This window comes from Legionella sp. W05-934-2, from assembly GCF_964199965.1.
In the GTDB taxonomy this organism is placed as follows: domain Bacteria; phylum Pseudomonadota; class Gammaproteobacteria; order Legionellales; family Legionellaceae; genus JAFIFT01.
Genome location: NZ_CAXMZT010000008.1, coordinates 138181 through 162974, shown reverse-complemented (window position 1 = coordinate 162974; position 24794 = coordinate 138181). Strand labels below are relative to the sequence as shown.

The following is a 24794-nucleotide window of genomic DNA, read 5'->3' as shown; positions in this document are numbered from 1 at the left end:
CATTTACTTTAAATTCGCTGCCATGAGTTTTTCGACCACATCCGGATTAGCCAACGTGGAGACATCGCCTAAGCTTTCTTTATTAGTAATATCTTCAGTCACCAATTTTCGCAATATTCGACGCATGATTTTACCGGATCGTGTTTTCGGTAAATCGGGTACCCAATGAATTTTTGCTGGTTTGGCAATGGCACCGATTTCAGCGACTACTAATGCTCTTAGCGCACTGAACAAGTCATCGGAGGCGGTGACGCCTTTTTGTAAAGCCACAAAGGCGCAAACGGCTTCACCTTTGATATCGTCGGGTATGGCAACAACGGCCGCTTCAGCGACATCGGGATGGAGAACCAAGGCGCTTTCAATTTCGGCACTTCCGAGACGATGTCCTGCCACATTGAGCACATCATCCATCCGCCCGGTTAAATGAATATCACCGCCTTCGTCTCGATAAGCGCCATCGCCGGTAATATAATACCCATCTTTAAAATAGGTTTGACGATAGCGTGGATGATCCTTGGCGATGGTTCTTGCCATGGAGGGCCAAGGCGTTTTGATAGCCAGCGCCCCTTCTTTGGTTCCGACTATTTCTTTGAAATGCTTATCCAAAATGACCGGTTCAATGCCCGGCAAAGGAATGCTGGCGGCTCCTGGATTTTGATGGTGATAAGGCGGCTGATCACTGACCATAATTGCCCCCGTTTCGGTTTGCCACCAGGTATCCACTATCGGGCATCGGCTTTGACCAACGTGTTGATGATACCATTGCCACACTTCGGGATTGATGGGTTCGCCCACACTGCCCATTAAGCGTAATGAATGTCGGCTTGACTGACTAAGCCATTCGTTGCCTTCCCGCATTAATGCGCGAATGGCGGTGGGTGCCGTGTAAAATACACTCACTTGGTGTTTGTCAACGACTTGCCAAAATCGAGAAGGGTCCGGCCAGTTAGGAACGCCCGCAAACATCAACGTGGTCACGCCATTGCATAAAGGGCCATAGACAACATAGGAATGACCGGTTATCCAACCCACGTCTGCTGTACACCAAAATATGTCATTTGCTTGGCAGGCAAACACTTGCCGATGCGAGAACGCCGCTTGGAGCAAATAACCGCCAGTCGTATGCACTAACCCCTTGGGTTGTCCGGTGCTTCCGGAGGTATATAAAATAAATAACGGGTCTTCTGCACCCATTGGCTCAGGCGCACAGATATCATCGACTTCTTCTTTGAGGGTGTGCCACCAATGATCGAAATCTGACTGCCAAGAAACCTCATTGCCTAAGCATTTAACCACCAACTTGCGAATGGGGAGTCCTTCACACGCTTTATCGGCATCTTGTTTTAAAAGATAGTGTTTGCCACCGCGTTGATAGCCATCGGCCGTGATCACCAATTGGCAATCGGCGGCAACCAGGCGTTGTCTAAGCGCATGGGCTGAAAAACCGGCAAAGACAACGGTATGCACTGCCCCAATTCGGGCACAGGCCAACATTGCTATCGCTGCTTCAGGGATCATGGGCATATAAATGGCAACTTTATCGCCTTTGGCTATTCCTAATTTTTTTAAGCTATTTGCCATTAAACAGACTTGTTGGTGCAATTGTTTAAAGGTTAGCGTTGCATGGTCATCGACAGAATCACCTTCCCAAATAATGGCAACTTTATCACCCAGTTCCGGCAGATGACGGTCAAGACAGTTTTCTGAAACATTTAATTCCCCACCATCAAACCAGCGCACCTTTCCCGCGTGAAAATCCCCCGACAAGACATTGTCCCAGGGTTTTGACCAGGTTAACAATGCGCGTGCCTGTTGATGCCAAAATGTTTCCATTTCTTGGGTTAAGGCCTTTGCATTCATGTTTTAGTCCTTCATGGCGGCAATGAGTTGGATAATGGCAGAAAAATCCAAGTGATCCTTACCCTCGTTTTGCATTTGCTGGTAGAGTGTTTGTGCTAATTTTCCCATTGGCAAGGTTTGATGGTATTCGTTGGCACATGTTTGACTTAAATTTAAATCTTTGAGCATCATCGCTGCAGAAAAGCCAGGTTGATAGTCTACATTGGCCGGCACATTTTCTAAAACCCCTCCGACAGGGACATAATGTTCCATAGTCCAGCATTGGCCTGAAGCATTGCTGACAATTTCATGGAGCTTTTGCTTGGGTAAACCTAATTTTTCTGCCAGCACAAACGATTCACTAACGGCTAGCATAGAAATTCCCAAGATCATGTTATTGCAAATTTTGGCCGCTTGGCCATTGCCTTCAGACCCGGCATGAATCACCTTTTTAGCCATGCAATTTAGAAGCGGTGTGAGTGCGTTTAGGACGTTGATATCGCCGCCAACCATGAAGGTAAGTTGTCCTGCTCGAGCACCGGCAACACCCCCGGATACGGGAGCATCGAGGCTGTGCAATCCTGCGATTTTTGCTTGTTGATGAATATGCCGGGCGGTGCCAACATCGATGGTGGAGCAGTCGATGTGGTAGCTTTCTTTTTGGGCGTGGGCAAAAAGACCCTTTTCCCCGAGACAAACGGATTTGACCTGATCGCCAGTCTGCAACATGGTAATGATGACGTCACTTTGTTTGGCAAGTGTGGCCAGATCGCTAGCGCCTTTTCCCCCCGCTTGCACCAACGTTTCCATGGCAGGTTGAGCTAAATCATAGCCAATCACAGTATTGCCCGCTTTCAGACAATTAATTGCCATGGGAAGGCCCATATGACCTAAGCCAACAAACCCGACTGTCATCATGACCTATCTCCTCTATGAGTATACCAATTAGCTGTGGGTTGGCATCACAAACGCATTGCCTTCATGGCTTTGTTCTGGCCAGCGGCAGGTGATGGTTTTTCGTTTTGTATAAAAATGCATGCTTTCCCCCCCATGCATGTTGGTGTCACCAAAAGCGGACTGTTTCCACCCGCCAAAAGGGTGGGAGGCAACAGGAACAGGGATTGGAATATTAACACCGACCATTCCTACATTAACCAGGTGGCTATATTGCCTTGCTGTGTAGCCATCCCGAGTAAAAATGGCGGTCCCATTACCGTATTGATTTTCATTGACTAATTGCAACGCCTCATCAAAATTGTCAACAGTTAATACCACTAAAACTGGGCCAAATATTTCTTCTTGGTAGATGGTCATGGATGGTGCGACGTCGTCGAATAAGCAGGGTCCAACGTAATAGCCTTCTGGATGTTGGAGATGGCGATAGTGCCGGCCATCAACAACTAAATTGGCCCCTTCCTCAACGCCTTGATTGATTTTATCGAGGACTTTTTGTCGGTGTTGTGCGGAAATGAGTGGTCCCATATCGACCTCTGCCGCATCACCCCTGTCAACCCGGATGCTTTTGACGAGAGGAATTAAGTGTTCAAACAATTGTTCTTTCGATTTTTCACCGACACAAACGACCACTGATAATGCCATACAGCGTTCACCTGCTGATCCAAAAGCAGCACCATTGATAGCAATGGCCGCTTGTCTCATATCAGCATCTGGCATTAAAACGGCATGATTTTTAGCACCACCGAAGGTATGGGCTCTTTTTCCAAGGGATGTTGCTTTGCTATAAATCGATTTGGCAACGGCCGTCGAAGCAACCGCGGTGCAGGCAACGATATCTGGGTGATTGATTAAGTAATCAACCGTCGATTTATCCCCTTGTATGCACTGGGCAACACCTTCAGGTAAACCTGCTTGATGCAATAATTCGATGCATTTTAATGCCGCTGAAGGATCTTGTTCGGAAGGTTTTAGGATAAAACAATTGCCAAAGGCAATGGCCGGAATGACCATCCAAGCAGGCACCATGACGGGAAAATTAAACGGGGAAACACCCATGCAGATACCAATGGGTTGACGGATGGTTTGACAATCAATTTGTTTCGCCACATCGCAACTCATGTCCCCTTTTAGGTTGTTAACCAAACCACAATGAAGTTCCACGACTTCAATTGCTCTGGCGACAGAGCCTCGAGCATCATCGAGGGTTTTTCCATGTTCTTGGGTGACTAAATGCGCGAGTTCGTTTTGATGGTCCAGAAGAAGCTGACGAAAACGAAATAAAATAGCGGCGCGTTTAACGGGGGGTGTATTTGACCATATCGGGAATGCGGCTTTTGCCGCAGCAATGGCTTTATCGCAAGTAGAATGGTTTGCAAGGCGGACTTGACCGATTGCTTCGCCGGTTGCCGAGTTATGGATGGTTAGACTGTTCTCTTCCTCATTTTCGTAAGCTCTGCCATTGATCCAATGGGGGACGGAATATACCATTAAACGCTCCTTTTCCTTGATGACTGCCTATTCTTCACGCTCCGTTAGCACAACTTGGTAGCTTTTTTTATTGTTTTGCTGCAGGCCTATCATTTCAATCACCTTATAGCGATGGGCGTCAATTTTACCTTGACTAATGGCGCTATTGATGGCCTCATCTAAATTAGAATTCGATTGACCGAGTATGTCTTGTTTGTTGTTATTTTTCATGTTTTATGTGACATAATGATTAATCGAGAAAGTTTATCATAGGAAAACAGCTTGGCGGAACCTTTTTCCAATAATTGTGAAAATATGGTAATTTCAGGTAGAGAAGCTTTGACTTTTTCTGGCAGACTGATTAAATTACTCACCAGGATTACAGTTTTAACTCACACAAGGTATGTGATATGGGAAGACCAACAATTTTAAGGATACCTAAAGGATTAGAATTATCTCCGGCATTGCAGAAAAGCCTGGTTGATTGCATAGGGACATATGGAACGCCAGAAATGTATGTCGATGGCAATGACATAAAAGCGGCGACTTTTGAACGGATGACAGCGCTAAAAAATGCTTTTACCTTTATGTTAAGCGCGAAGGGATCTACCCAGTCGGAATTAGTGAAACGCGCTGAAAAGGCTCGGGATTTATTAATCAAAGAAGTCGATAGCAAAGATGATAAAACCGCCGAAAAAATTATCGGGCAGTACGCCCAGTCGTTGGTTGATATCTTAGCTCGCCAGTTTAAATTAGAGCTTGATGAAGCAGAAAAACAGTTAAACCGGGCAGAACAATATAATCTTCTTCATGAAACAAGACCCTTCGTTGCGACCTTTAGCCCGATTCAAGGAAAAGAAGGGTATTTCTTGTTGCAATATGATAAACCCATCCAAGCCTTCACCGAACATACCATTGAAGAATTAAAAGCCATTAAGCAATATTCCGCAAAATCATCTGGCCAGACTAAACCGATATTTCCCGTCTGGTTTGGGAAGCTATCGCCTGCCGTGAAGATATTTCTTTTTAGGGCCAAAGCGAATAAGTTATCCGATACGGACATCCGCAAACATCTCAATATTCTAAACAGGCTTTGGGATGAAAATGCCAGACATTTGGATCACTTAACCCATAATTGTATTAAAGACTTCGTTATTACCAAAAACAAAAATTTATTGCCTCATTGGTTAGCAGAATTGCCCGAAATCTCACAACAACTGTTGTCGGATTTGTTAAATGACAAGTCTTCCCCCTATCACTTTAAATCTGAGATTGAAAAGATCGAAAATTCGGGTGAAACGATCCCGGATACATTCGGTTTACCCGCCTGGTATTTTTTTCTTCCTGACTATGAAAAAGAGTATTTGATCCAATCGCTCAATTTAATCGAAGACTTACGTTCCGTATCATTGTCATCGCGATTGCGTTCATTACCCGGTTTAGCCAATGGCGGTATTCATTCGGCTGTGATCCTGGATAAAGATGGCAAAATTGTTGATGAATGCCAAAATCGTTATCGGGGTGCTCATCTTGTTTCAAGGGACAATCACGCTTGGCCCATGAGTTTGCAAGGGGAAAACCTTTATCAGAATTTATCCTTATTGCCCAAAGAGCCGAAATTGTATGTGACAACGCTTATTAGTCCCCATGATTCTTCTTGGGCGCGAGCCATCACGAAAAAACATCCCGATAGTTGGCTTAATTACCTGTTACAAATATTATTTCAATATATGGCGACAGTGGATTTTGTCAATTTACCCGTCAATTATTATGGGGGCGCGCTATTACCTTGGCAAAGTGATATACCTCAAAAAATAGATAATTATTTGCTAAAACTGCAAAATACTGGCAGTCATGGCACCGGTGATAAAGAAAAATTGTCGCGTTTTGAATCGCTGTTATATGAAGCAAAAAATTTACTGAATCACAATGTGGAATCAGCCTCCTGGAATGCTGTTAATCTTCGCTTAGCGGCAATATTCCATCTCATCGGACAGAGCTTAGGTGTCACGTTTGGCTCCTGCGTGAGTGGTAAAGATCGTTACTCTGTTTTGTTAAGCTATGTTGATGCAATGAAAGTATATAAATTCATCAACGGGCATTGGCCTGCCTTCGAAAATGGAAAAAATAGCCAATTTAATCAGTTGCTTATGTCAATTCTTCGAACGAATCACCACGCCATGCTCGCCAATTTAAATGCGCATGGTTCAAGGGGACTCAAGAACTTAAAGGATTATTTGAATGGGATCGCAGAGCATGGCGATAAAGAATGGTTAGCGCAACAAAATCAAATGGCATCCACCAATGAGTTAAAGGATATGCGTAATGAATACCTTTATACGGAGGGCATGGGTGAATATTTATTTCGATGCATTGATATTGGTGCGGAGCTTTGTAGCAAAATCAATGAAAAGGTACACGCTATCTCACAAGAAGAAAAATACTGGAAAGGTCTTGGGGATCCTGAGGGCATCCGTCAGCTGCAAAAAATCTTTGCCACGTCGGCCCCATCAGCCAGTCCGTCTTCCTCCTCGTCAGAGCATTCATCGAGCGGGTACTCTGTTATAGGATTATTCAAAATGTTAGGCAGCTCTTCACAAAAGACCATCACTGGTAGCACCGATCCTTATAAATCGCGTTCCCCTGAGCTGGTTTTAGCGGAAGTATTTGGCTCCATTCATGGAAGTCTTGAGCGCCAAAGTTATTATCGCTACCCTGAAACAAAGCGATTTTATAGCATTCTAGAATCGCTGACCACCCTGACGGACAAGGTGAGCGGAGAAAGCGCTCAATCAATGGCGGAGCAAGTTTATCAAAAATTAGATAAATTGTATGATGAGATCAAAAAACAAGTAAAACCAGTTACAGTTGAAACGGAAGTAGGTTCGGATAGTCAGGGTGAGAAACACACGCCATTCGTCATTTAGCTAGGGACGTTCCCTAGCTTATTCCAAGAGTTAGATGTGGGGTGTTTCCAACGTTCCAAAGATGAGCGAATGGGTGGGATATCCACCCACGAGACTTGAAAACTAATCAGGCTTCTTCTTTGCCAACAACCGCATTGATGCGATTTTCTAATGTGTGAATAAGTGCATTCACCTCATCTTTTTGGCTAATGCTTGCTGGTTCACGTCGTTCTATCAATTGATAGGCAACTTCTAATGCTGATAACAGCAATAATTTGTTATCATCCAGTAAGGGGTATTGCTGCTTATATTTCACCATCAACGTGTCAAGCTTTCTTGCAGCCAAATTGAGTTTGTCAACTTTATCATTTGGGCATTTAATGTCGTAGAGTTTACTGAGTAAACGGATTTGGCATTGCTGTGATTTAGCCATGGTTGCTAACCTGTTAAAACAAAAGAATAGACTGCGACAATAGTAGCAATTTTGTCAACAACTAGCAAATCAGGTATAATCCATTTTTTTACTTCCCAGGTATGACTATGTTGGCGTATTCTCAAGAAGCAAAACTCCCGTCCTATGACCAAATACAGCTTAGCTTAGCGCCATTGAATTTACCGTTATCGGCGAGTGAGTTGCATGGCTTAATCTGTGGGTATATTTGTGCGGGTAGTAAAAGCCAAGCCGAAGCGTATTTGCGAACATTGATGTCTAGCTTTAAACAACAAGACGCGCATGAGGCCTCCTCTCTTTTGTTTACTTGCTTTTCAGTGAGTCAGCATTTGATTGAAGCGTTCGATTTTTCATTCCAGTTGCTCATACCCGATGATGATACGAGCTTAGCGGTGCGTGCCCAGGCATTTAGTGATTGGTGCGAAGGATTTACTCAAGGATTAACCTTATCGAATGTTGGGTTTGACCATTTTCATGATTTAGAAGCAAAAAATGCCCTTGGCCATATTGAAGAATTCGCTCAACTGGATCATGATTCTTTAGCCATGGATGAAGATGATGAGTCTGCGCTCATGGAAATTCGAGAGTATACGCGGCTGGCAGTGTTACGTTTGTATGGTGATTTGCATTGCCTAGCCAAGCAGCAAGATGACGTTGTCCACTAATCTATTGAATAGGTGGACGCGTTGATCGCGTCCCAAGTCAAACAAATTAATTAACAATAACTTGACAGTGTGTCAACAAGCGCCTACCGTACTTGATCGACACATCGTTGGAAGGAGCCCTATGATCACTGTAGAAGAATATCGCCAAAGACGGGAAAGATTCGCACAGGGAATGTCACCCAACAGCATAGCTATCATTCCTGGCGCATCAGAAGTCCTACGCAGTGGCGATAGCCATTATCGATTTCGACAACAATCGGATTTTTATTATTTAACGGGTTTTGAAGAACCAGATGCGTTGCTGATAATCATGGCAACGGAAAAACCCGTCAGCATTTTATTCAACCGAAGCCGAGATTTGGCCAGCGAGCAGTGGACAGGTCGACGTCTAGGCCAAGAAGAAGCCCCAAAAAAATTATTGGTCGATTTTGCCTATCCGATAGAGACGTTTGAAGAACGGATCCCTGAACTATTAGCGGATAAGACAATGATTTATTACCACTTAGGACAATATCCACGCTGGGATAATGCCGTCATCAGTGGTTGGGAACAGGTGAAAAAACTGTATCGAAAAGGCGTCACTGCTCCGCAAGGCATGTTAGAAATTTCGCCTATCGTCAGCGAGATGCGATTGTTTAAATCAAAAGCAGAAATAGCGCTGATGAAACAGGCAGCGGCTATTTCGGTTGCTGCCCACAAACAGGCGATGCGCCATTGTCCTAAAGCAGAAAATGAATGTGAACTAGAAGCCGTTTTAATCTATGAGTTCACCCGCCAAGGGTGTCGATATCCTGCCTATGAGCCAATTGTTGGCAGTGGTGAAAATGCAACGGTTTTGCACTATGGCAGTAATAATCAATCCATTGACAAAAAAGGGTTGGTTTTGATTGATGCGGGGGGAGAATATCAGAATTATGCCGCTGATATCACCCGAACATTTCCTGCAAGCGGTAAGTTCTCACCCGAGCAAAAGGCTATCTATGAATGGGTTTTGAAAGCTCAAAAAGCGGGCGTGGCGTTGATACGTCCAGGGGTTTTATGGCATGAAATTCAACAAACGATGGTGCAAATTTTAACGGAAGGGTTGGTTTCATTAGGCTTACTGACCGGATCGGTGGAGTCTTTGATAACAACGCAAGCTTACCGAAAATATTATATGCACAATTCGGGTCATTGGCTTGGCATTGATGTGCATGATTGTGGGGCTTATAAACGCGATAATCAATGGCGGCCATTACAATCGGGTATGGTCCTTACCGTTGAACCAGGGTTATACGTGCATCCTGAATTGGACGATGTCGATGATAGGTGGCGGGGCATTGGCGTTCGGATTGAAGATGACATTTTAGTGACTGAGACAGGTCATCTTAACCTGACAGCTGAGCTTCCAGTGGAAGTCGAAGAGATTGAGGCATTAATGCGTGGCTGATTGGCAAACGGATATACTCATTGTCGGCGGTGGATTAACGGGAGCAACGTTAATTCATGCGCTCAAAACAAGCGGCTATCGCTGCTTATTATTAGAAGCAAATTCCTTTGCTGATAATTTAGCATTGGATTTAAATAGCCGTTCTATCGCCTTAGCCCCCGCTAGCATTAATATCTTGGACCAGTTAGGCCTATGGGATTCTGTTAAACCATTGGCCACCCCGATTTGGGCGATTCATGTTTCCCAACAAAAGCATTTTGGCCGTGCAACGATTCAAGGGGATGAACCATTGGGTTATTTGGTTGAAATGCCTCATCTTAGCCACTTATTACAGCAATGGTTGCCTGAGAAAAACGTGCTCACCCAAACCCAATTTCAATCGTATGATGCTGAAAAACAGAAAGTTATTTGTCTTCATAAGGGCAAGCAAAAAATCATCGAAACAAAATTCATCGTTGCTGCAGATGGGATGCAGTCAGCGGTTCGAAAGGCGGGACAGTTTCAACAAACACAACGCGACTATGGCCAATCAGCTGTTATCACCAATATCCAATTGAATCGCGATCATCAATGTCAAGCATTTGAACGGTTTACTCAAGAAGGGCCCTTAGCCATGTTGCCATTAAGCGCACAACGATGTGCAATGGTCTGGGCAATGGCCCCTCTCAAAGCAGTTAAACTAGCTGCCCTTAACGAAAAAGAATTTTTATCGCAATTGCAACAGGCCTTTGGATATCGATTAGGGCGGCTACAAGCTGCAGGAAAGCGAGTGGTCATTCCATTGCAGCAAGTGATTACTGAGAACCCTGTTAAATGGCCAATTGCATTAGTGGGTAATGCCGCACAAACACTCCATCCTGTTGCTGGGCAGGGCTTTAATCTTGCGTTGCGTGACGTGGCGACGTTAGCTCAACTCGTGTGTCAGCAAGGTTTGTCAATTGGCATGTTAGACATATATCGTCAAAAGCGAGAATCCGATAGAACGGCAATTGTTCGCTTTACTAATGGATTAATTGATCTATTTCGCTATTCAATACCGGGGGTTAACTTGGCAAGAGGATTAGGGTTATTAGCATTTGATAATAGCCAGCTATTAAAACAACAATTATCGCACTATGCGCGAGGGTTTGCTGGGTTTACACCGGATTTAGCCTGTGGTATCCCCATCAAGCAAGGAGTCAGTCATGTCTGATGCACTTTGTGTCATCGGTGCGGGCGTGGTAGGGTTGTCTGCCGCGTTATCGCTTGCAAAAGAAGGTTATGCGATTAATCTGATTGATGGAAAACCTATTAAAAAGAAACCCATGTCCGATCCGGCGAGAGTCTATGCTTTGAATGCAACGTCGCATTCGTTACTGACTGATTTGAATGCTTGGCCCAAACAAAAAGCAGCACCCTATTTAACGATGGATGTATGGGATGGGAGCAGCAAAGCAGATATTCAGTTTGATTGCCGTGATTTAGGGCAGCCAGCATTAGGTCATATTGTTGCAGAAGCAGATTTAAAACAAGCACTAGTCAAGCAGCTAGCAACCTATCCAACTATCTTCCTACACGAGAATGTCAAGGTTGAATCAATCGAAGACCAGGCAGATAAAGCCATTGTCCATTTAAGCCATAACGACTCGATTAATGCATCGTTAGTGATGATTGCCGATGGCCCAACCTCGCCCATGCGCAGTCATTTGAAAGTACCGATGCATGAATGGTCCTACCATCAGCAAGCGTTTATTGCGACAGTTCATTGCGAAAAGCCACACCAACAGTGCGCAAGACAAATATTTTTACAAGACAGTATTTTGGCTTTTTTGCCGCTCGCTGATGCGAATCAATGCGCCATCGTATGGTCTTGTCATCCGCATCGAGCAAAGCGTTTAAGTGGATTAGATGAAGCCGCCTGGGGGGTTGAATTAACCCAAGCTTTTCAATCGCGATTAGGCAAGGTGTCACTATTAAGCCATCCAATTCAGTTCCCATTAACCATGCGTCACGTCAAGCAATACCACGGCAAACACTGGTTGTTAATGGGTGATGCGGCCCATACTGTGCACCCTATGGCGGGATTAGGCCTGAATTTGGGTTTGGCGGATGTGCGTTGTTGGCATGAATTAATCCAAGATAATCCACATCGATTGACTTCTCCTCGTTTGCTTGGCGAATATCAACGACGTCGAAAATCGGCGATATGGCCGGTCATTTGTTTGCTGCAAACGTTAAAGCATCTCTTTAATACCAATCAGCCAGGGATGCAAATCATACGTTCTCAAGGCCTAAGTTGGGTGAATCAAAGTCCCTGGTTGAAACGACAAATAATTAGTAAGGCAATGCGCGCTTAAACAAACAGGACTTCTAAATAACTTCGATTCAACAACCCCTCATCCCGCCCGTTGGGCACCTTCTACCCATGTCTGGGATGAAGGGAGCAGGAAGCAAGTTATTTAGAAGTCCTGTAAAAGAAGAAACGAGCACCAACATTGCTATCTACCCATGATGCCATTATAATGACCACTTATTTATCATTAATATCGTATTATGAGCAATATTAACGCCGTTGTTTTATTGTCTGGTGGGCTCGATTCAGCAACCTGTGTTGCGATTGCTAAACAGCAAGGGTTTGATGTGCATGCATTAAGCTTTTCTTATGGCCAACGCCATGCCGTTGAATTACAAGCCGCCAAACGAGTTGCTCACCATCTTGGGGTAAAGCAACATCATATCGTCGACATGGATTTGGCAAAATTTGGTGGTTCCGCATTAACCGACAATACCATTAACGTGCCTGACTACCAGGAAACGAACCACATCCCAGTCACCTATGTGCCAGCAAGAAACCTGATCTTTTTAAGTATGGCAACGGCATTGGCTGAGACGCTAAATGCCAGAGATATCTTTATTGGCATTAGCTCTGTGGATTATTCGGGCTATCCCGATTGTCGCCCCGACTTTATAAAATCCTTTCAGCAGACGGCAACTCTTGGAACAAAAATGGGAACGGAAGGCCAGTCTGTGACCATTCACAGCCCCCTACAACATCTTTCCAAAGCGGAAACAGTGAAATTGGGGATAAATCTTGGTGTTGATTATGGTTTGACTGTTTCTTGCTATCAAGCAAACAAGCAAGGTGCTGCTTGCGGGCGATGTGATAGCTGTCATTATCGAAAGCAAGGGTTTAAGCAGGCGGGCATAAAAGACCCGACGATATATACCCAGATTGCCTCAATAGACTAATTTTGAATGATCACGGGTATAGTTCATTTTCAGCCCCGCCCGCATTTTCGTGGGGCATGCCAAAATGAGAGTGCTGGGTCAGCGGGATATATTCGACACCAAAATTGAGGCCTGTTTTTTTGGTGTTCATTTCAATGTCATGCTCTAACTGTTTAAAAAAGGGAGTCAATAGCGTACTGGGTATCAAGCTTTCATTTTCTCTTTCTAGCGAGGATAGCATTTGATTGACATCGTTGGGGGAAGTGGAAAAGCCAAATGTCGGTGGTGGCTTGCTTCTTGAACCACCATGTGATGTTTCACCAAAAGCACAAGAAAGCATCAACCCCATAATTAAAAGTAATATTAAATGGAAATGGGTATACCCTCGGTGAATAACTTGCTGATTGTTCCTTTTTGTCAAACTCATAACACCAACCCTGGCTTAAATGAGCCTTGGATCCAAAGCTCCATTTGTTTGTCCTGTAGAAAGCAATAAAGTATAAAATAATAGAAGCAATAGCAAGTCACGCACAATTTCAGGTTCAAAAAGCGAAACACAACGAAGCCCTTATTAGTCCTAAAATTATACAACACTAACACATCCCTTTGTTTGGCATTTACTTTTTAATAGATAATGTCAAATCCTTTCGATTTATCAAGGGTTTTTCGCGAAATAACATTTGCAAAACCCTTGTCATTTGTGGAAAAATTAGATCAATATATTCTGATTATAAGAAGCCTGACAATGGTTGTAGATAAAGCAGGTTATCGTTTGAATGTTGGGATTATTTTGGTCAATGATGCAAATCGTGTTTTTTGGGGAAGGCGGCAAGGCCATGATGCATGGCAATTTCCTCAAGGTGGGTTGGCTAAAGGTGAAACAGCACTGCAAGCGATGTACCGAGAATTAAAAGAAGAAGTTGGTCTAGAAAAAGACGACGTCGAAGTGCTCGGCAGCACGAAGCGCTGGTTGAAATACCGGTTGCCCAAGCAATATTTGCGTCATGGTTCCTCGCCATTAGTGATTGGCCAAAAGCAAAAATGGTTTTTGCTGCGCCTCATAGCGAGTGAACAAAAATTGCGGCTCGATTTAAGTGATTCGCCCGAATTTGATAGTTGGCGATGGGTTGATTTTGAAGAGCCACCAGAACATGTGATTTTTTTTAAGCGCCAGGTATATGCCCAAGCAATGAAAGAATTGCATCGGTTTGTAAACAAGCGAAAACCCCACAAAGGCATCCCCAAAAAGCGAGGTAGTAAAAACAATTAATGCTTAAGGTCTTAAAAAAAATAGTCCAAGATGTCACTACTGCAGCTGACCTTGCTCAAGCCCTTATTACGTTGGTGCAGCGTGTCAAAAAAGCCATTGATGCAGATGCTGTCGCCGTGTTTTTGCTCGATCAAAAAAACTCTGACTACGTGTTGTTAGCGTCGGAAGGTTTGGTTAAAGATGAAAAGTCGATTGTTCGCATCCCACTGGATGAAGGGCTTATCGGATTAGTCGGTCGCCGAGAAGAGCCCATCAATATTGATAACGCCCATGTGCATTCCGAGTTTCATTACTCCCCTATGGTTAATGAAGACAGACTGCATGGATTTTTGGGTGTTCCCATCATTCAGCATCGCCGACTTTATGGTGTCATTTGTGTTCAACAAGAGTCCATTAATTATTTTGATGGCACGGAAGAGGCTTTCTTAATCACCCTGGCTGCCCAATTGGGAGGCATTATTGCCCATGCAGAAGCAACAGGCGAGCTGTCAGAGATGACAGAAATCAACAAAACTAAAAAGAAAAAAAGCGCATTTAAAACGAATCGATTGCAGGGAGATGCCGCGGTCACCGGCGTGGCTATTGGTGAAGCATTTGTTATTTATCCTCCCGCGGATTTGGATGCTATTCCTTACCGGGAGGCTGAAGACATTGATGATGAATGTGCGCAGTTATTAGAAGCATTAAAGCATGCTCGCGAGGACATGGAAAAACTTGGTCAGCAAATGCATGATAAAGTTGCCGAAGATGAGCGCGCCTTATTTGATGTTTACTTGCGAATTCTTCATGAAGATAGCCTGGGGCAAGAAGTTATCGAGGTGATACAACAGGATAATCTAAGTGCTCAAGCAGCCTTATCTCAGGTAGTCAAAAAGCACATTCAACAGTTTGAAAGCATGGAAGATGCCTATCTTCGAGAACGAGCCAGCGATTTTCGCGATCTGGGTCGCCGAGTATTAGCCCATCTACAATCTAGCCAAAAAGAAGAGTGTGAATATCCGGAAAAAACCATTTTGGTCGGGGATGAAATTCCCGCTTCCGTTCTAGCTGAAGTCCCCGAAGGTGTCCTGGCTGGCATTGTTTCTTCAAAAGGGTCTTATAACTCCCATGTGGCCATTTTAGCTAGGGCCTTGGGTGTTCCTAGTGTCATGGGCGTTAGAGGGCTACAGTTAGATGGGTTAACGGGACAGACAGTGATCGTTGATGGTTATGCGGGGCAGGTCTTTTTATCGCCTTCGCGGACCCTGTATAACGAATTTAGCAAGCTTGCAAAAGAAGAGCATGAATTAAATCAAAGCTTGGGTGCATTACGCGATGAACCGGCTGAAACAACTGATGGTTACCGAATTTCTTTGATGGTGAACACGGGGCTTGCGATGGATGCGGGTTTATCCATGAGTGTGGGGGCGGAGGGCGTTGGCTTATATCGATCAGAAGTTCCTTTTATGAATAAAGATCGATTCCCCTCGGAAGATGAGCAAACCATTATTTATCGCCAGATTTTGAAAGCTTTTTCACCAAGACCTGTCACCATGCGCACCTTGGATATTGGTGGTGATAAAACATTGCCTTACTTTCCCATCGAAGAAGACAATCCCTTTTTGGGTTGGCGTGGTATCCGTGTAACCCTTGACCATCCTGAGTTTTTCCTCGTTCAGATTCGCGCCATGTTAAGGGCGAGTGAAGAGTTAAATAACCTACGTATCCTCTTGCCCATGATATCCTCCTTAAGCGAAGTGGATGAGGCTAAATATTTGCTTGATCAAGCCTTCTCGGAGCTCGTGGAAGAAGGATATAATCTTCAGCGACCGAAAATCGGGGCAATGATAGAAGTTCCCGCCGCAGCGGTGTTGGCCAAAGAGCTTGGTCGTCGCTGTGATTATATTTCGGTGGGGAGTAATGACTTATTACAATATTTGTTAGCTGTTGATCGTAATAACGCCAGAGTCGCATCCTTGCTTAGTCCATTTCACCCCGCAGCTATTCAAACATTATTACGTATTGTTGAGCAAAGCCACGCAGCCGGCGTTGAAGTGAGTATATGTGGGGAAATGGCATCCGATCCCTGTGCTGTGATATTATTGCTAGCCATGGGATTTGATAGTCTGAGTATGAACTCAGCAAGTTTACCAAGAGTAAAATGGGTTGTGCGAAATTTTGCCATTCACCAGACTAGAAAAATATTAGATGATGTGCTGAACATGGAACACCACAAAGATATTCATCAATACCTACAAAATGCTTTAGTTGAAGCAGGATTGGGTGGACTGATCCGGGCGGGGAAATCATAGTGATTATTTTCAATGACATGGTGACACACGGCACCATTTATGCGATTGCAGGTGCATTTGCTGGCCTCGTTTCGGGGTTATTTGGCATTGGTGGTGGCGTTGTTGTGGTGCCTGCGTTAGCTTATATATTCAGTCACCATGATTTTGTGCCAGCAGGCATGGCAATGCATATGGCTGCGGCAACATCTTTGGCAATTATGATTTTTACCTCTCAGTCGACAGTACGGGCTTATACACGCCAAGAGCAGGTGCTATGGCCAAGATTCAACTCCATGATCCTTGGCATTGTCATTGGAACCGTTTTAGGTGTAACGTTTGCCAGTTATGTTCCCACCGATGTGTTACGAATTATCCTCGGCCTATTTTTATTGGTGGTAGCCTTTGAAATGGCGATTAACTTTAAAGTAAAACGATCGCGTAAGCGCCCGTCTTGGTGGTTTAATTCTTCTGTTAGCAGTTTAATCGGATTTAAGTCAGGTTTATTGGGGGTTGGCGGAGGCGTCGTGGTGATTCCTTATTTAAACTGGTGCGGTGTCAATGCTCGAAAAATTGCAGCGATTTCAGCACTGTGTACCATGACTGTTTCTATAGTGGGGGCTAGTGCCTTTATTGTTACCAGCTATCATTTACCCGACTTGCCTTCTTATGCAACGGGGTATGTCTATTGGCCGGCTGTATTATTGGTTGCCTTCCCCAGCATGTATTTTGCGCCGATTGGTGCCAAAATTAGTTATAATTTGCCGATGCATAAATTAAAGGTGGCGTTTACACTCATTTTAATTCTGACAGCCATCGATTTAATCATTGACTAGGAGCACCCGTGCTAACTCATCCCTCATTTAACCCCGTCGCATTTTCAATTGGCCCCCTTCAAATTCATTGGTATGGTTTGATGTATTTGCTGGCGTTTCTTTTGGGTTGGGGATTACTTATCTTGCGTGCTAATAAACCTGAAAAAAAGTGGTCAAACGAAGATATTGGCGATTTGGTGTTTTATGTTGCGCTGGGCGTTGTGGTCGGTGGGAGGCTTGGGTATGTCTTGTTTTACCAGCCGGAGCAATTTTTACATAATCCCTTGGACGTTTTTAAAATCTGGCAAGGTGGCATGTCGTTTCATGGGGGGCTGATCGGCGTATTAATTGCTATCTATCTTTTTGGCAAAAAATTCCATCGCTCGTTTTTGGAAGTGTTGGATTTCGTTGCGCCAGTCGTTCCGCTAGGCATCGCCTGTGGTCGGATGGGTAATTTCATCAATGGTGAATTATGGGGGTGTCCTACCGATATGCCTTGGGGGATGGTTTTTCCAAAAATCGATCAATTGCCGCGTCACCCTTCCCAATTATATGAATTCCTTTTAGAAGGGGTGTTGTTATTCATCCTCCTGTGGTGGTATTCCTCTAAGCCAAGGCGTCCCGGAAATGTCGCTGCCGTATTCGCCATGTTATATGCCACATTCCGCTTTTTTGTTGAATTTTTCCGTGAACCGGATGCGTTTCTTGGCTATATTGCCTTTGGTTGGTTAACGATGGGGCAGCTATTATCGATACCGCTATTTTTGGCTGGGGCTATCTATTTCTTTTGGAGAAAATCATCATGAAGACCTATCATCAATTAATCCACCGCATACTCGATGAAGGGACTGAAAAATCGGATCGCACAGGAACAGGTACATTATCGGTTTTTGGGCACCAGATGCGATTTAATTTACAAAACGGGTTTCCCTTAGTGACCACAAAAAAATGTCATCTGCGTAGTATTATTCATGAATTATTGTGGTTTTTAAACGGTGATACTAATATTGGCTATCTCAATGAAAATGGGGTATCCATTTGGGATGAATGGGCAGATGAGCGTGGCGATTTAGGACCTGTCTATGGTAAACAATGGCGGAGTTGGCCAAAGCCTGACGGCAGCAGCATCGATCAGCTTTCGCAACTCATGCATGCACTGCGTACAAACCCGGACTCTCGTCGTCTAATTGTTAGCGCCTGGAATGTGGGACAATTAGATGAGATGGCGTTAATGCCTTGCCATGCACTTTTCCAATTTTATGTTGCAGATGGTCAGTTATCTTGTCAATTGTATCAGCGATCCGCGGATGTCTTCTTAGGGGTTCCCTTTAATATCGCTTCTTATTCGTTGCTTACCCACATGATCGCTCAGCAAACGGATTTAGAGGTGGGTGAATTTATTTGGACTGGTGGCGACTGCCATTTATATTTAAACCACCTCGAGCAAGCAAGAACGCAAATTACACGAGAGCCATATCCTTTGCCCACGTTAAAAATGATGCGAAAACCGGCGGATTTGTTTTCCTATTGCTTTGACGATTTTGTCATTGAAAATTATCAATGCCACCCTGCCATCAAGGCACCCATAGCCGTTTAAATCTGACATTTCCCCGTAAATTCTATATTGGTGTAGAAGAGTCAGCTTAAATTAGGGGTGTTCTTTAGGTTAGGGCTTTTAAACTCTTAGATAGCGGCTGGCGTTGGCGCAGATCTTTAATAAAGTTGCCGCCAATGGCAATAACATTAAACACAAGAATACCTAGAAGTGCCTTATGCAACCAATCAACAATAATGGAGAACATATAAGGTTGTAAGGCAATTACCGTTAAGCATCCGGGGATCATAATCCACATGGCTTTTTGCAAAGGGACTTTGCGATTATGCAAAAAGACCCAGGAAGATAATGGCTGCTGGATGGCGCCTGCGATGGCCATAATTGGAAAAACAACCATGACGGACATGTTCAACATAAATAACGCTGCCTGGACACTGATAAATAAGCCAACGCCACTGACCGTTAGTGCGCCACACACAAACATTGCTGCAAAACCAAGCAATAATTGGTTGCCCCTTAAAAGCCCAGTCTCTCCTTCATCCGGAGACCAATGGTTATGATGACAGATTAAGGTAGCAATGATTAAAAGGTACCCAATCACCATGAGCAAGCGAATTGTCTGAGTGGAGAGTTTGGTAATATATAACGAGCCAATAATGGCACCCAAACAGGTTGCAGTGACAAGCGTCACTAAAGTTAAGATATCGACATGAATATACTGTACATAAAATAAAGACAGGATGAAACCTGGAATAACTTGCACACCGTTTACGATGGCGGGCAATTGTTGATCGGGAAATGTTCGAAATACTTTTGCCAAAGCAACATTAATAACAAAGCTTCCCACGCCAAACGTATCCGCAGCGAATGCAATGATGCCACTCACAATTAATTTCAGCTTTTCAAGGATGCTGAGTTTTTGTTTTGGGGTATGTAACCATTGCCAAAACATTTTGACAGCATAAATTCCTGTAAATAGGCTGGCAAGAGTATAAAATAGGGTATTTGCCACAGGTTAGTATCAATTTATAAAAGGTTTATTTTAGCGAATTGAGGTTTTTAAGTAAAGTGCAATTTGCACACAAAGAACATTATTTGTAAAATTTGTTTATCAAAATCATACGCCTAAGCGGGTTAACTATCATGATTGATTCTGCTATTTTAATCAATATTTAGTTAAAATTTTGACAGCCTGTTAATAAATCATAAATTAAGTTGCCTTTCTTTAATATTTCTTAAACAATGAGAGTATTAACCATTTTAAGGATTAAAAATGGACACAAATGAACACAGGGACATCGGTGATGCGATTACTGTAAAACTCAGAGATAACCCTTACCTCGCCCTAAACGAAAACAAGACAAGCCTTACCATGATGTCTCTAATTAACGGCATCCCGCAACCGCTTGATACGTTAAAGCTCACTTTAGGTGAAATTGTGGCGATGCCGGACTATTTCACCGATCCCGATTGGAACGTGAGGCTTCAGCTGGAATCCTGTCAAAAATACAGTTCCGTCGAAGATTTAGGTAAAGAGTTAATACGAAGAGAAGTGTCCGATGGCGAAGAAAAGGCACTGCTTGACGCTTTACATGATTTAGCCAACCCAAAGCGGAAACGTTCATCAGTCGATACCGTTTTTAAAATTGCCAGTGCCAGTTATTTTCCGGTTAAATCAGTCAATGATTTAATCCAGCAAGTCATGTATTACTTTCGAGTGAAGCATTACGATAAGAAGCTCGATAAAAATCAAACCCATTTTACCCCTTGGTCTGTCCGCGTTTATACCATCGGTCATACCATGGCATTGGATTATGCGCAAACCGCTTATCAGCTTAAAAAGCTAGCACAAGAACCTTCATTTCGTTCAGATAATCCTTTTTATTTAAAAACTGTCAATCACCTTGTTGACCATAACCAGCTTACGCCCGAATTGCTGCAAGCGTTTGCCCATCGTTACCATGCGATGAGCTTTGAAATTGAAATGTACACCGCTCATTACCTCTCGGATCATTTTGCTGCAGGACATATGTCGTTAGTTGGTGATTTGCGGGTGGAATTCCCTGAAAAATTTGGTTTTTTAGGGGGGATTGCTGTAAATACCATGCACAATGAATTAAATCGAATAAGTGTTTATACCAAAAAACCGTATGATCCAACTCCCAATGAAAAAGATGCGCCGGTGGATGCGTTTGGCGATGGCACATTTGACCAATGCAAAAACGCTTATAACAAACAAGCCTGTATCGAAAGTTTGCAGGCATCGGTGGCGGATTTGGAGGCTGTGCTTGACGGTCAACAAAGGCCTGATCCGGAAAGTTATGGTGCTTTAAGTTATCTCCCGGATGTTGATTATAATTATCGCCAGCCCGAACCCATGTTTCTCTACCACAATAAAAAAATATGGGTGCGGGGTGATTTAAAAAAAATTCGCATGATAGGACCTGATGATTTTGATCAATTACAACAACATCCTAAATCATGGGGTTACAAAGAGGTCAGTGGCAAACTTCAGCTACTTTATATTTTATTTAAGCTTCGGGTGTTACCGTTTTACAACACCAAAGAAATCCCCTTATCAGCAAAGGATGAGTTAACCATTAAAGAGCAAGAATCAGGTCGTATAAAAGAGAGGCAGCCCATCCCCGCACCGCCATGTGGATTGCACGTTGTGCCTGAATTAAAGGAAACGGCCTTTTTTGAAAAAGGCGGCTCACCGTATTTAAACTATGCTGAGAAAGTAAAGGGAGAGGAGGCAAGCGAAATCCCAAAGAACATGGTTTTAAATTAACCTTGTCATGCCATTGTATTGAGAAGAACTGCGACACGGTCCGTGATAATTACGTCGCCCTCCGCGAATGCGGAGGTTCCAGGAAACCAAGGATTAAGACATAGAAGAAAATTACGATAGACCTTATTATTTTTTGTCTCAACAAACGGAATTAAGATCAAAGATAGTAGAAACTGAGCATGCTTTATGTTATATAAATTTTAAATGGGAAAGCTTTGAGCAGCACATTTTTTAAAATAAGGCGTCGTTATGAACGCAGTGAAGCAGAGCAGATGTATGTCCAGAGACAGAACTGGATTGCTTCACAAAGCTCACAAAGATTGAGCAGTAAAAAATGTCTATTGCACGGATGTGGCTACCAATGTGTTTAGCCCATAGGATTAAATGATGATTATCGGGAGTCTTGTCAGGGACGTGTTCTCCTAAGGCTTCGACTAATTGTGTGTCATTTCATGGCAGATCTGTCTTTTCTATAGCGTAATGGTTAAAACCTTGCAACAGCTATTGAATTTAAGGCTATTTTCTGCTTAATATGATATTCCTGCTGGATTTAGATTGTATAAGGACGTGCCATGCCAGAATCACTACCTCCTCGAGGGATTAACTTTAACAACTTGACCTTAGCAGGTTCAGTAGGGCTGGGACCTAATTCCCATGGGGTTAGTCAAGCAACCTTAAAAGACAGTGGTCTGAAAGGATTTTTTAAGCCCGTATCTGACAAGACTTACTACCCTGCTTCCCTTGCCAAATGGTCCGTTGCAAACAGTCTGATGTATCGCCTTTATATGGGTAATGATGCGGCAGAAGAACGGTTGGTATTTTACGAAAATGGCGATATCGCAGGCACTTTCTCCGTAGCAGCCCCTAATGCAAAACCGCTGCTTTTTGCAGGCGAATCGGAATCAGATTCGTTATTAAACCACTATCGAAATCCCTCTGCTGAAACCATGATTCAGCTTAACATGACGCAACTTTTGGTCACATCTTGGGCTCAAAAAGAAGACGATTTACATCCAGCGCAAATTCTATTTTGCTATGACGGCATTGATGAGCTTCATCACTATATTAATCCGCGATATGTCCGCATCGATTTTGATATGTCCAATTATCCCAAGACAGGGGAAATAAAAGGGTACCGCTGGGTGGATGGGAACTGGCGTGAAGTTGCTGATAAAAATATGCGCTTTACAAAATCCGACGTCACCTATTTCCCCAACTTAACCGATGGCCCCTACTATTGGCCGACGAAAACTGGGGTGCTTGGATATAAAGAAAGTAAAAATGTGTCATCATTTCAAACATTACCCGATACTAAAATTCTCCATAAAACTGGAGAGCCGACAAGTTTTAAACTACAAAAATTTGAGGCGATTTTAAGACAATTATTGTTATTTCAACCCAATGCGACACGACTTCGATTAAAACAGTATTTTTCAGAAAATACAGATGGAAAGTTCATTGAGGAAGTGCTGGATCATGCCCAGACTAACTTCGATGAGTTTTATTTGGCAACGGTTTTTTATCGTGGTGATGAGAAAACAAATGATCCTGCGTTTAAGGATTTCTTAAGAAGACGCCCATCGGCTTATAAGAAGGTCGTTGAATTTGCGAAACAAATCAATTTACAGCTTGAAAAAGAGGATTTGCCTGGGGCATTTAATCTGACTGAAATCGAGCAAAAATATCACCAAATATGGCGGGATTCATATTGGCCGCAATTTAATGATATCCGGTTAAGAGCATTTAAATTTTACCAAAATTTAGGAAAGCTGGTCTCAGTATCGGTTGAAGAAAGCGCTAAAAGCCCCCTATTTTCTGATATCAGTGAAACAAGTGGCAAAGTGACACGTGCGATGGATTTATTCCCCTCTTTGTCGGTGAGTTCGATTAAAGAAATCAAAATAATGTGCGATGCCAATAGCCCATTACGTCCAGCGTTTGAAACCTGTCATAAAGTTATTCCCGAGCTTATCAAGGAAATTGAGTCATACTTCGAAGTGCTGACGCCAAAACTGACGGTTGAGGATAATACAAAACTTGTCAAACAATTAGAATCAGCGGGTAAATCACTCATCCCTTTACTAGAAAAATTGGGAGAAGGGACTGAGACGATTGAAAATTTGCGTGCCTTGTTACGGTTGATGAATGAAACAACGGTTGATGTGAATTTAAGTCAACATATTAATTTGCAGCTCATTGGTGGCGATAAGCCCATTGATTGCCAAGATAAAAATGGGCACCCAGAAGCAACATTGTTACCCTACAATGATCCAACTGTTATCCAAGATGTCATTCAAGTGATGTTTAAGTGGGCCAATAATAATAAGTCGCAGCTTCATCAGCTCGTCAAAGAAGCCATAGAACTTTACGGTAGCACAAAAAATCGCTCACAACCTGTCAAAGAGTATATTCAACTCAGTGCAGAAAGTGGAGCAAACCAACTTGCCTGTATATTTAGTTGGGGCGGGTGGGAATGTGGATCATCGTTAGTTTCAACCTCATTAAACATGCATTTATTTAATTTAATTCTGCGTAAACTCAATCATTCCGCTATTCAGCCAAAGCTAGAAGAATTGAAGGACGCTTATTTTAACGATGCACTCTATATCCAAAAATTGAATAAATTTGTTAAATCGGACATCAATTTAAGCCACCCATACCATGATACAACTTTCCCTAAATTTGAACTGGCAGTGTATGAATGGCTCGATAAACAATGGGACTTGAAGCAAAAATCTGGAAAAACTAGTCCAGAAGCCCTTGTATTCGAGAAAAAATTAAGTTCTGCAGTTTCAGCCTATAACGAAAACCGCTCAGTCGGCGCAAGTTGGTTTCATGATAGTTCCACTGAAATTACTAAGATGGTTGCCGAGGGTAAATCCTATAAATATATTTTTTCGAAGGTCATTATAACCAGTGGTCAATCGGAGAAGTCACTCGCCTATAAATTATTTATGCAAATTTGGCCAGAAGTGATAAAGGCGAATCCTGAGTTAGACATTCTAAAATTTAAATTGCATGGGCAAGAAGTGCTGGAAAATCTTCAGCCAGGGGCTAAAAAGATGGAGCAAAGCTGCAAAGAACAAGAGGATAACTTGGCACTCCAGGCGGTCACTAAGTACTCTGGGAAATCATCGTGGTGGTAATTGTCTGCGAGCTTGAATTCAGGTATATT

General features: G+C 43.3%; 20 protein-coding genes. 13 read left to right on the top strand and 7 right to left on the bottom strand.

The genetic code is table 11. The features are described from left to right. Positions 1-3: 3 nt before the first annotated feature. Genes acs through AB3348_RS10605 form a run of 4 tightly spaced genes read right to left on the bottom strand, consistent with a single transcriptional unit; the run spans position 4 to position 4494 of the window. The gene (acs, locus tag AB3348_RS10620) at positions 4-1860 is read right to left on the bottom strand and encodes an acetate--CoA ligase (RefSeq protein ID WP_367607592.1); all 1857 of its coding nucleotides are present in this window, start codon (positions 1858-1860) and stop codon (positions 4-6) included. 3 nt (positions 1861-1863) lie between these two features. Next, positions 1864-2757 carry a 3-hydroxyisobutyrate dehydrogenase gene (gene mmsB / locus AB3348_RS10615; protein ID WP_367607591.1) on the bottom strand — a complete coding sequence of 298 codons (894 nt, stop codon included), beginning with the start codon at positions 2755-2757 and terminating at the stop codon, positions 1864-1866. A 27-nt stretch (positions 2758-2784) separates the two neighbouring features. Further along, positions 2785-4284, bottom strand: a complete 1500-nt coding sequence (locus AB3348_RS10610; protein WP_367607590.1) for a CoA-acylating methylmalonate-semialdehyde dehydrogenase — start codon at positions 4282-4284, stop codon at positions 2785-2787. 27 nt (positions 4285-4311) lie between these two features. Next, positions 4312-4494, bottom strand: coding sequence for a hypothetical protein (locus AB3348_RS10605; RefSeq protein ID WP_367607589.1), 183 nt, complete (start codon positions 4492-4494; stop codon positions 4312-4314). A 179-nt stretch (positions 4495-4673) separates the two neighbouring features. Between AB3348_RS10605 and AB3348_RS10600 the strand changes: the two genes are divergently transcribed. Then, a complete protein-coding gene (locus tag AB3348_RS10600) occupies positions 4674-7190 on the top strand; it encodes a hypothetical protein (RefSeq protein ID WP_367607588.1) in 2517 nt (838 codons plus the stop codon). A gap of 106 nt (positions 7191-7296) precedes the next feature. On the opposite strand, the gene zapA is transcribed toward AB3348_RS10600, so the two are convergent. Beyond that, positions 7297-7602 (bottom strand): cell division protein ZapA, encoded by a 306-nt coding sequence (gene zapA, locus AB3348_RS10595; protein WP_367607587.1) that lies wholly within the window; start codon positions 7600-7602, stop codon positions 7297-7299. A 107-nt stretch (positions 7603-7709) separates the two neighbouring features. Between zapA and AB3348_RS10590 the strand changes: the two genes are divergently transcribed. The 5 genes from AB3348_RS10590 to queC all read left to right on the top strand — a co-directional run bounded on the left by AB3348_RS10590 (position 7710) and on the right by queC (position 12942). Further along, the gene (locus AB3348_RS10590; RefSeq protein WP_367607586.1) at positions 7710-8285 is read left to right on the top strand and encodes a UPF0149 family protein; all 576 of its coding nucleotides are present in this window, start codon (positions 7710-7712) and stop codon (positions 8283-8285) included. A gap of 121 nt (positions 8286-8406) precedes the next feature. Then, positions 8407-9714, top strand: a complete 1308-nt coding sequence (gene pepP / locus AB3348_RS10585) for a Xaa-Pro aminopeptidase (RefSeq protein ID WP_367607585.1) — start codon at positions 8407-8409, stop codon at positions 9712-9714. Next, a complete protein-coding gene (locus tag AB3348_RS10580) occupies positions 9707-10906 on the top strand; it encodes an FAD-dependent monooxygenase (protein WP_367607584.1) in 1200 nt (399 codons plus the stop codon). The genes pepP and AB3348_RS10580 overlap by 8 nt, the downstream gene beginning before the upstream one ends. After that, positions 10899-12050: an FAD-dependent monooxygenase gene (locus AB3348_RS10575; protein ID WP_367607583.1), complete on the top strand. Its 1152-nt coding sequence runs from the start codon at positions 10899-10901 to the stop codon at positions 12048-12050. Before AB3348_RS10580 ends, AB3348_RS10575 begins: the two co-directional genes overlap by 8 nt. A 196-nt stretch (positions 12051-12246) precedes the next feature. After that, the gene (gene queC / locus AB3348_RS10570; RefSeq protein ID WP_367607582.1) at positions 12247-12942 is read left to right on the top strand and encodes a 7-cyano-7-deazaguanine synthase QueC; all 696 of its coding nucleotides are present in this window, start codon (positions 12247-12249) and stop codon (positions 12940-12942) included. Between the two features lie 10 nt (positions 12943-12952). Here queC and AB3348_RS10565 read toward each other — a convergent pair whose 3' ends face one another. Continuing rightward, positions 12953-13348: a hypothetical protein gene (locus AB3348_RS10565; RefSeq protein WP_367607581.1), complete on the bottom strand. Its 396-nt coding sequence runs from the start codon at positions 13346-13348 to the stop codon at positions 12953-12955. Between the two features lie 318 nt (positions 13349-13666). On the opposite strand from AB3348_RS10565, the gene AB3348_RS10560 reads away from it, so the two are divergent. The 5 genes from AB3348_RS10560 to thyA are packed head-to-tail and all read left to right on the top strand — an operon-like array spanning position 13667 to position 18870. Next, positions 13667-14191, top strand: a complete 525-nt coding sequence (locus tag AB3348_RS10560; RefSeq protein ID WP_367607580.1) for an RNA pyrophosphohydrolase — start codon at positions 13667-13669, stop codon at positions 14189-14191. Continuing rightward, complete coding sequence (gene ptsP / locus AB3348_RS10555) at positions 14191-16482, top strand: phosphoenolpyruvate--protein phosphotransferase (protein WP_367607579.1); 2292 nt, start codon at positions 14191-14193, stop codon at positions 16480-16482. Before AB3348_RS10560 ends, ptsP begins: the two co-directional genes overlap by 1 nt. Beyond that, positions 16482-17294: a sulfite exporter TauE/SafE family protein gene (locus AB3348_RS10550; protein ID WP_367607578.1), complete on the top strand. Its 813-nt coding sequence runs from the start codon at positions 16482-16484 to the stop codon at positions 17292-17294. The genes ptsP and AB3348_RS10550 overlap by 1 nt, the downstream gene beginning before the upstream one ends. Before the next feature lie 8 nt (positions 17295-17302). After that, complete coding sequence (gene lgt, locus AB3348_RS10545) at positions 17303-18079, top strand: prolipoprotein diacylglyceryl transferase (RefSeq protein WP_367607577.1); 777 nt, start codon at positions 17303-17305, stop codon at positions 18077-18079. Further along, positions 18076-18870 (top strand): thymidylate synthase, encoded by a 795-nt coding sequence (gene thyA / locus AB3348_RS10540; RefSeq protein WP_367607576.1) that lies wholly within the window; start codon positions 18076-18078, stop codon positions 18868-18870. The genes lgt and thyA overlap by 4 nt, the downstream gene beginning before the upstream one ends. A 64-nt stretch (positions 18871-18934) precedes the next feature. On the opposite strand, the gene AB3348_RS10535 is transcribed toward thyA, so the two are convergent. Continuing rightward, positions 18935-19840, bottom strand: a complete 906-nt coding sequence (locus tag AB3348_RS10535) for a sulfite exporter TauE/SafE family protein (RefSeq protein WP_367607575.1) — start codon at positions 19838-19840, stop codon at positions 18935-18937. A gap of 261 nt (positions 19841-20101) precedes the next feature. Here AB3348_RS10535 and AB3348_RS10530 point away from each other — a divergent pair, with 261 nt between their 5' ends. Beyond that, positions 20102-21619, top strand: coding sequence for a type IV secretion protein Dot (locus tag AB3348_RS10530; protein ID WP_367607574.1), 1518 nt, complete (start codon positions 20102-20104; stop codon positions 21617-21619). A gap of 572 nt (positions 21620-22191) precedes the next feature. Beyond that, positions 22192-24765 carry a hypothetical protein gene (locus AB3348_RS10525; protein WP_367607573.1) on the top strand — a complete coding sequence of 858 codons (2574 nt, stop codon included), beginning with the start codon at positions 22192-22194 and terminating at the stop codon, positions 24763-24765. Positions 24766-24794 lie beyond the last annotated feature (29 nt).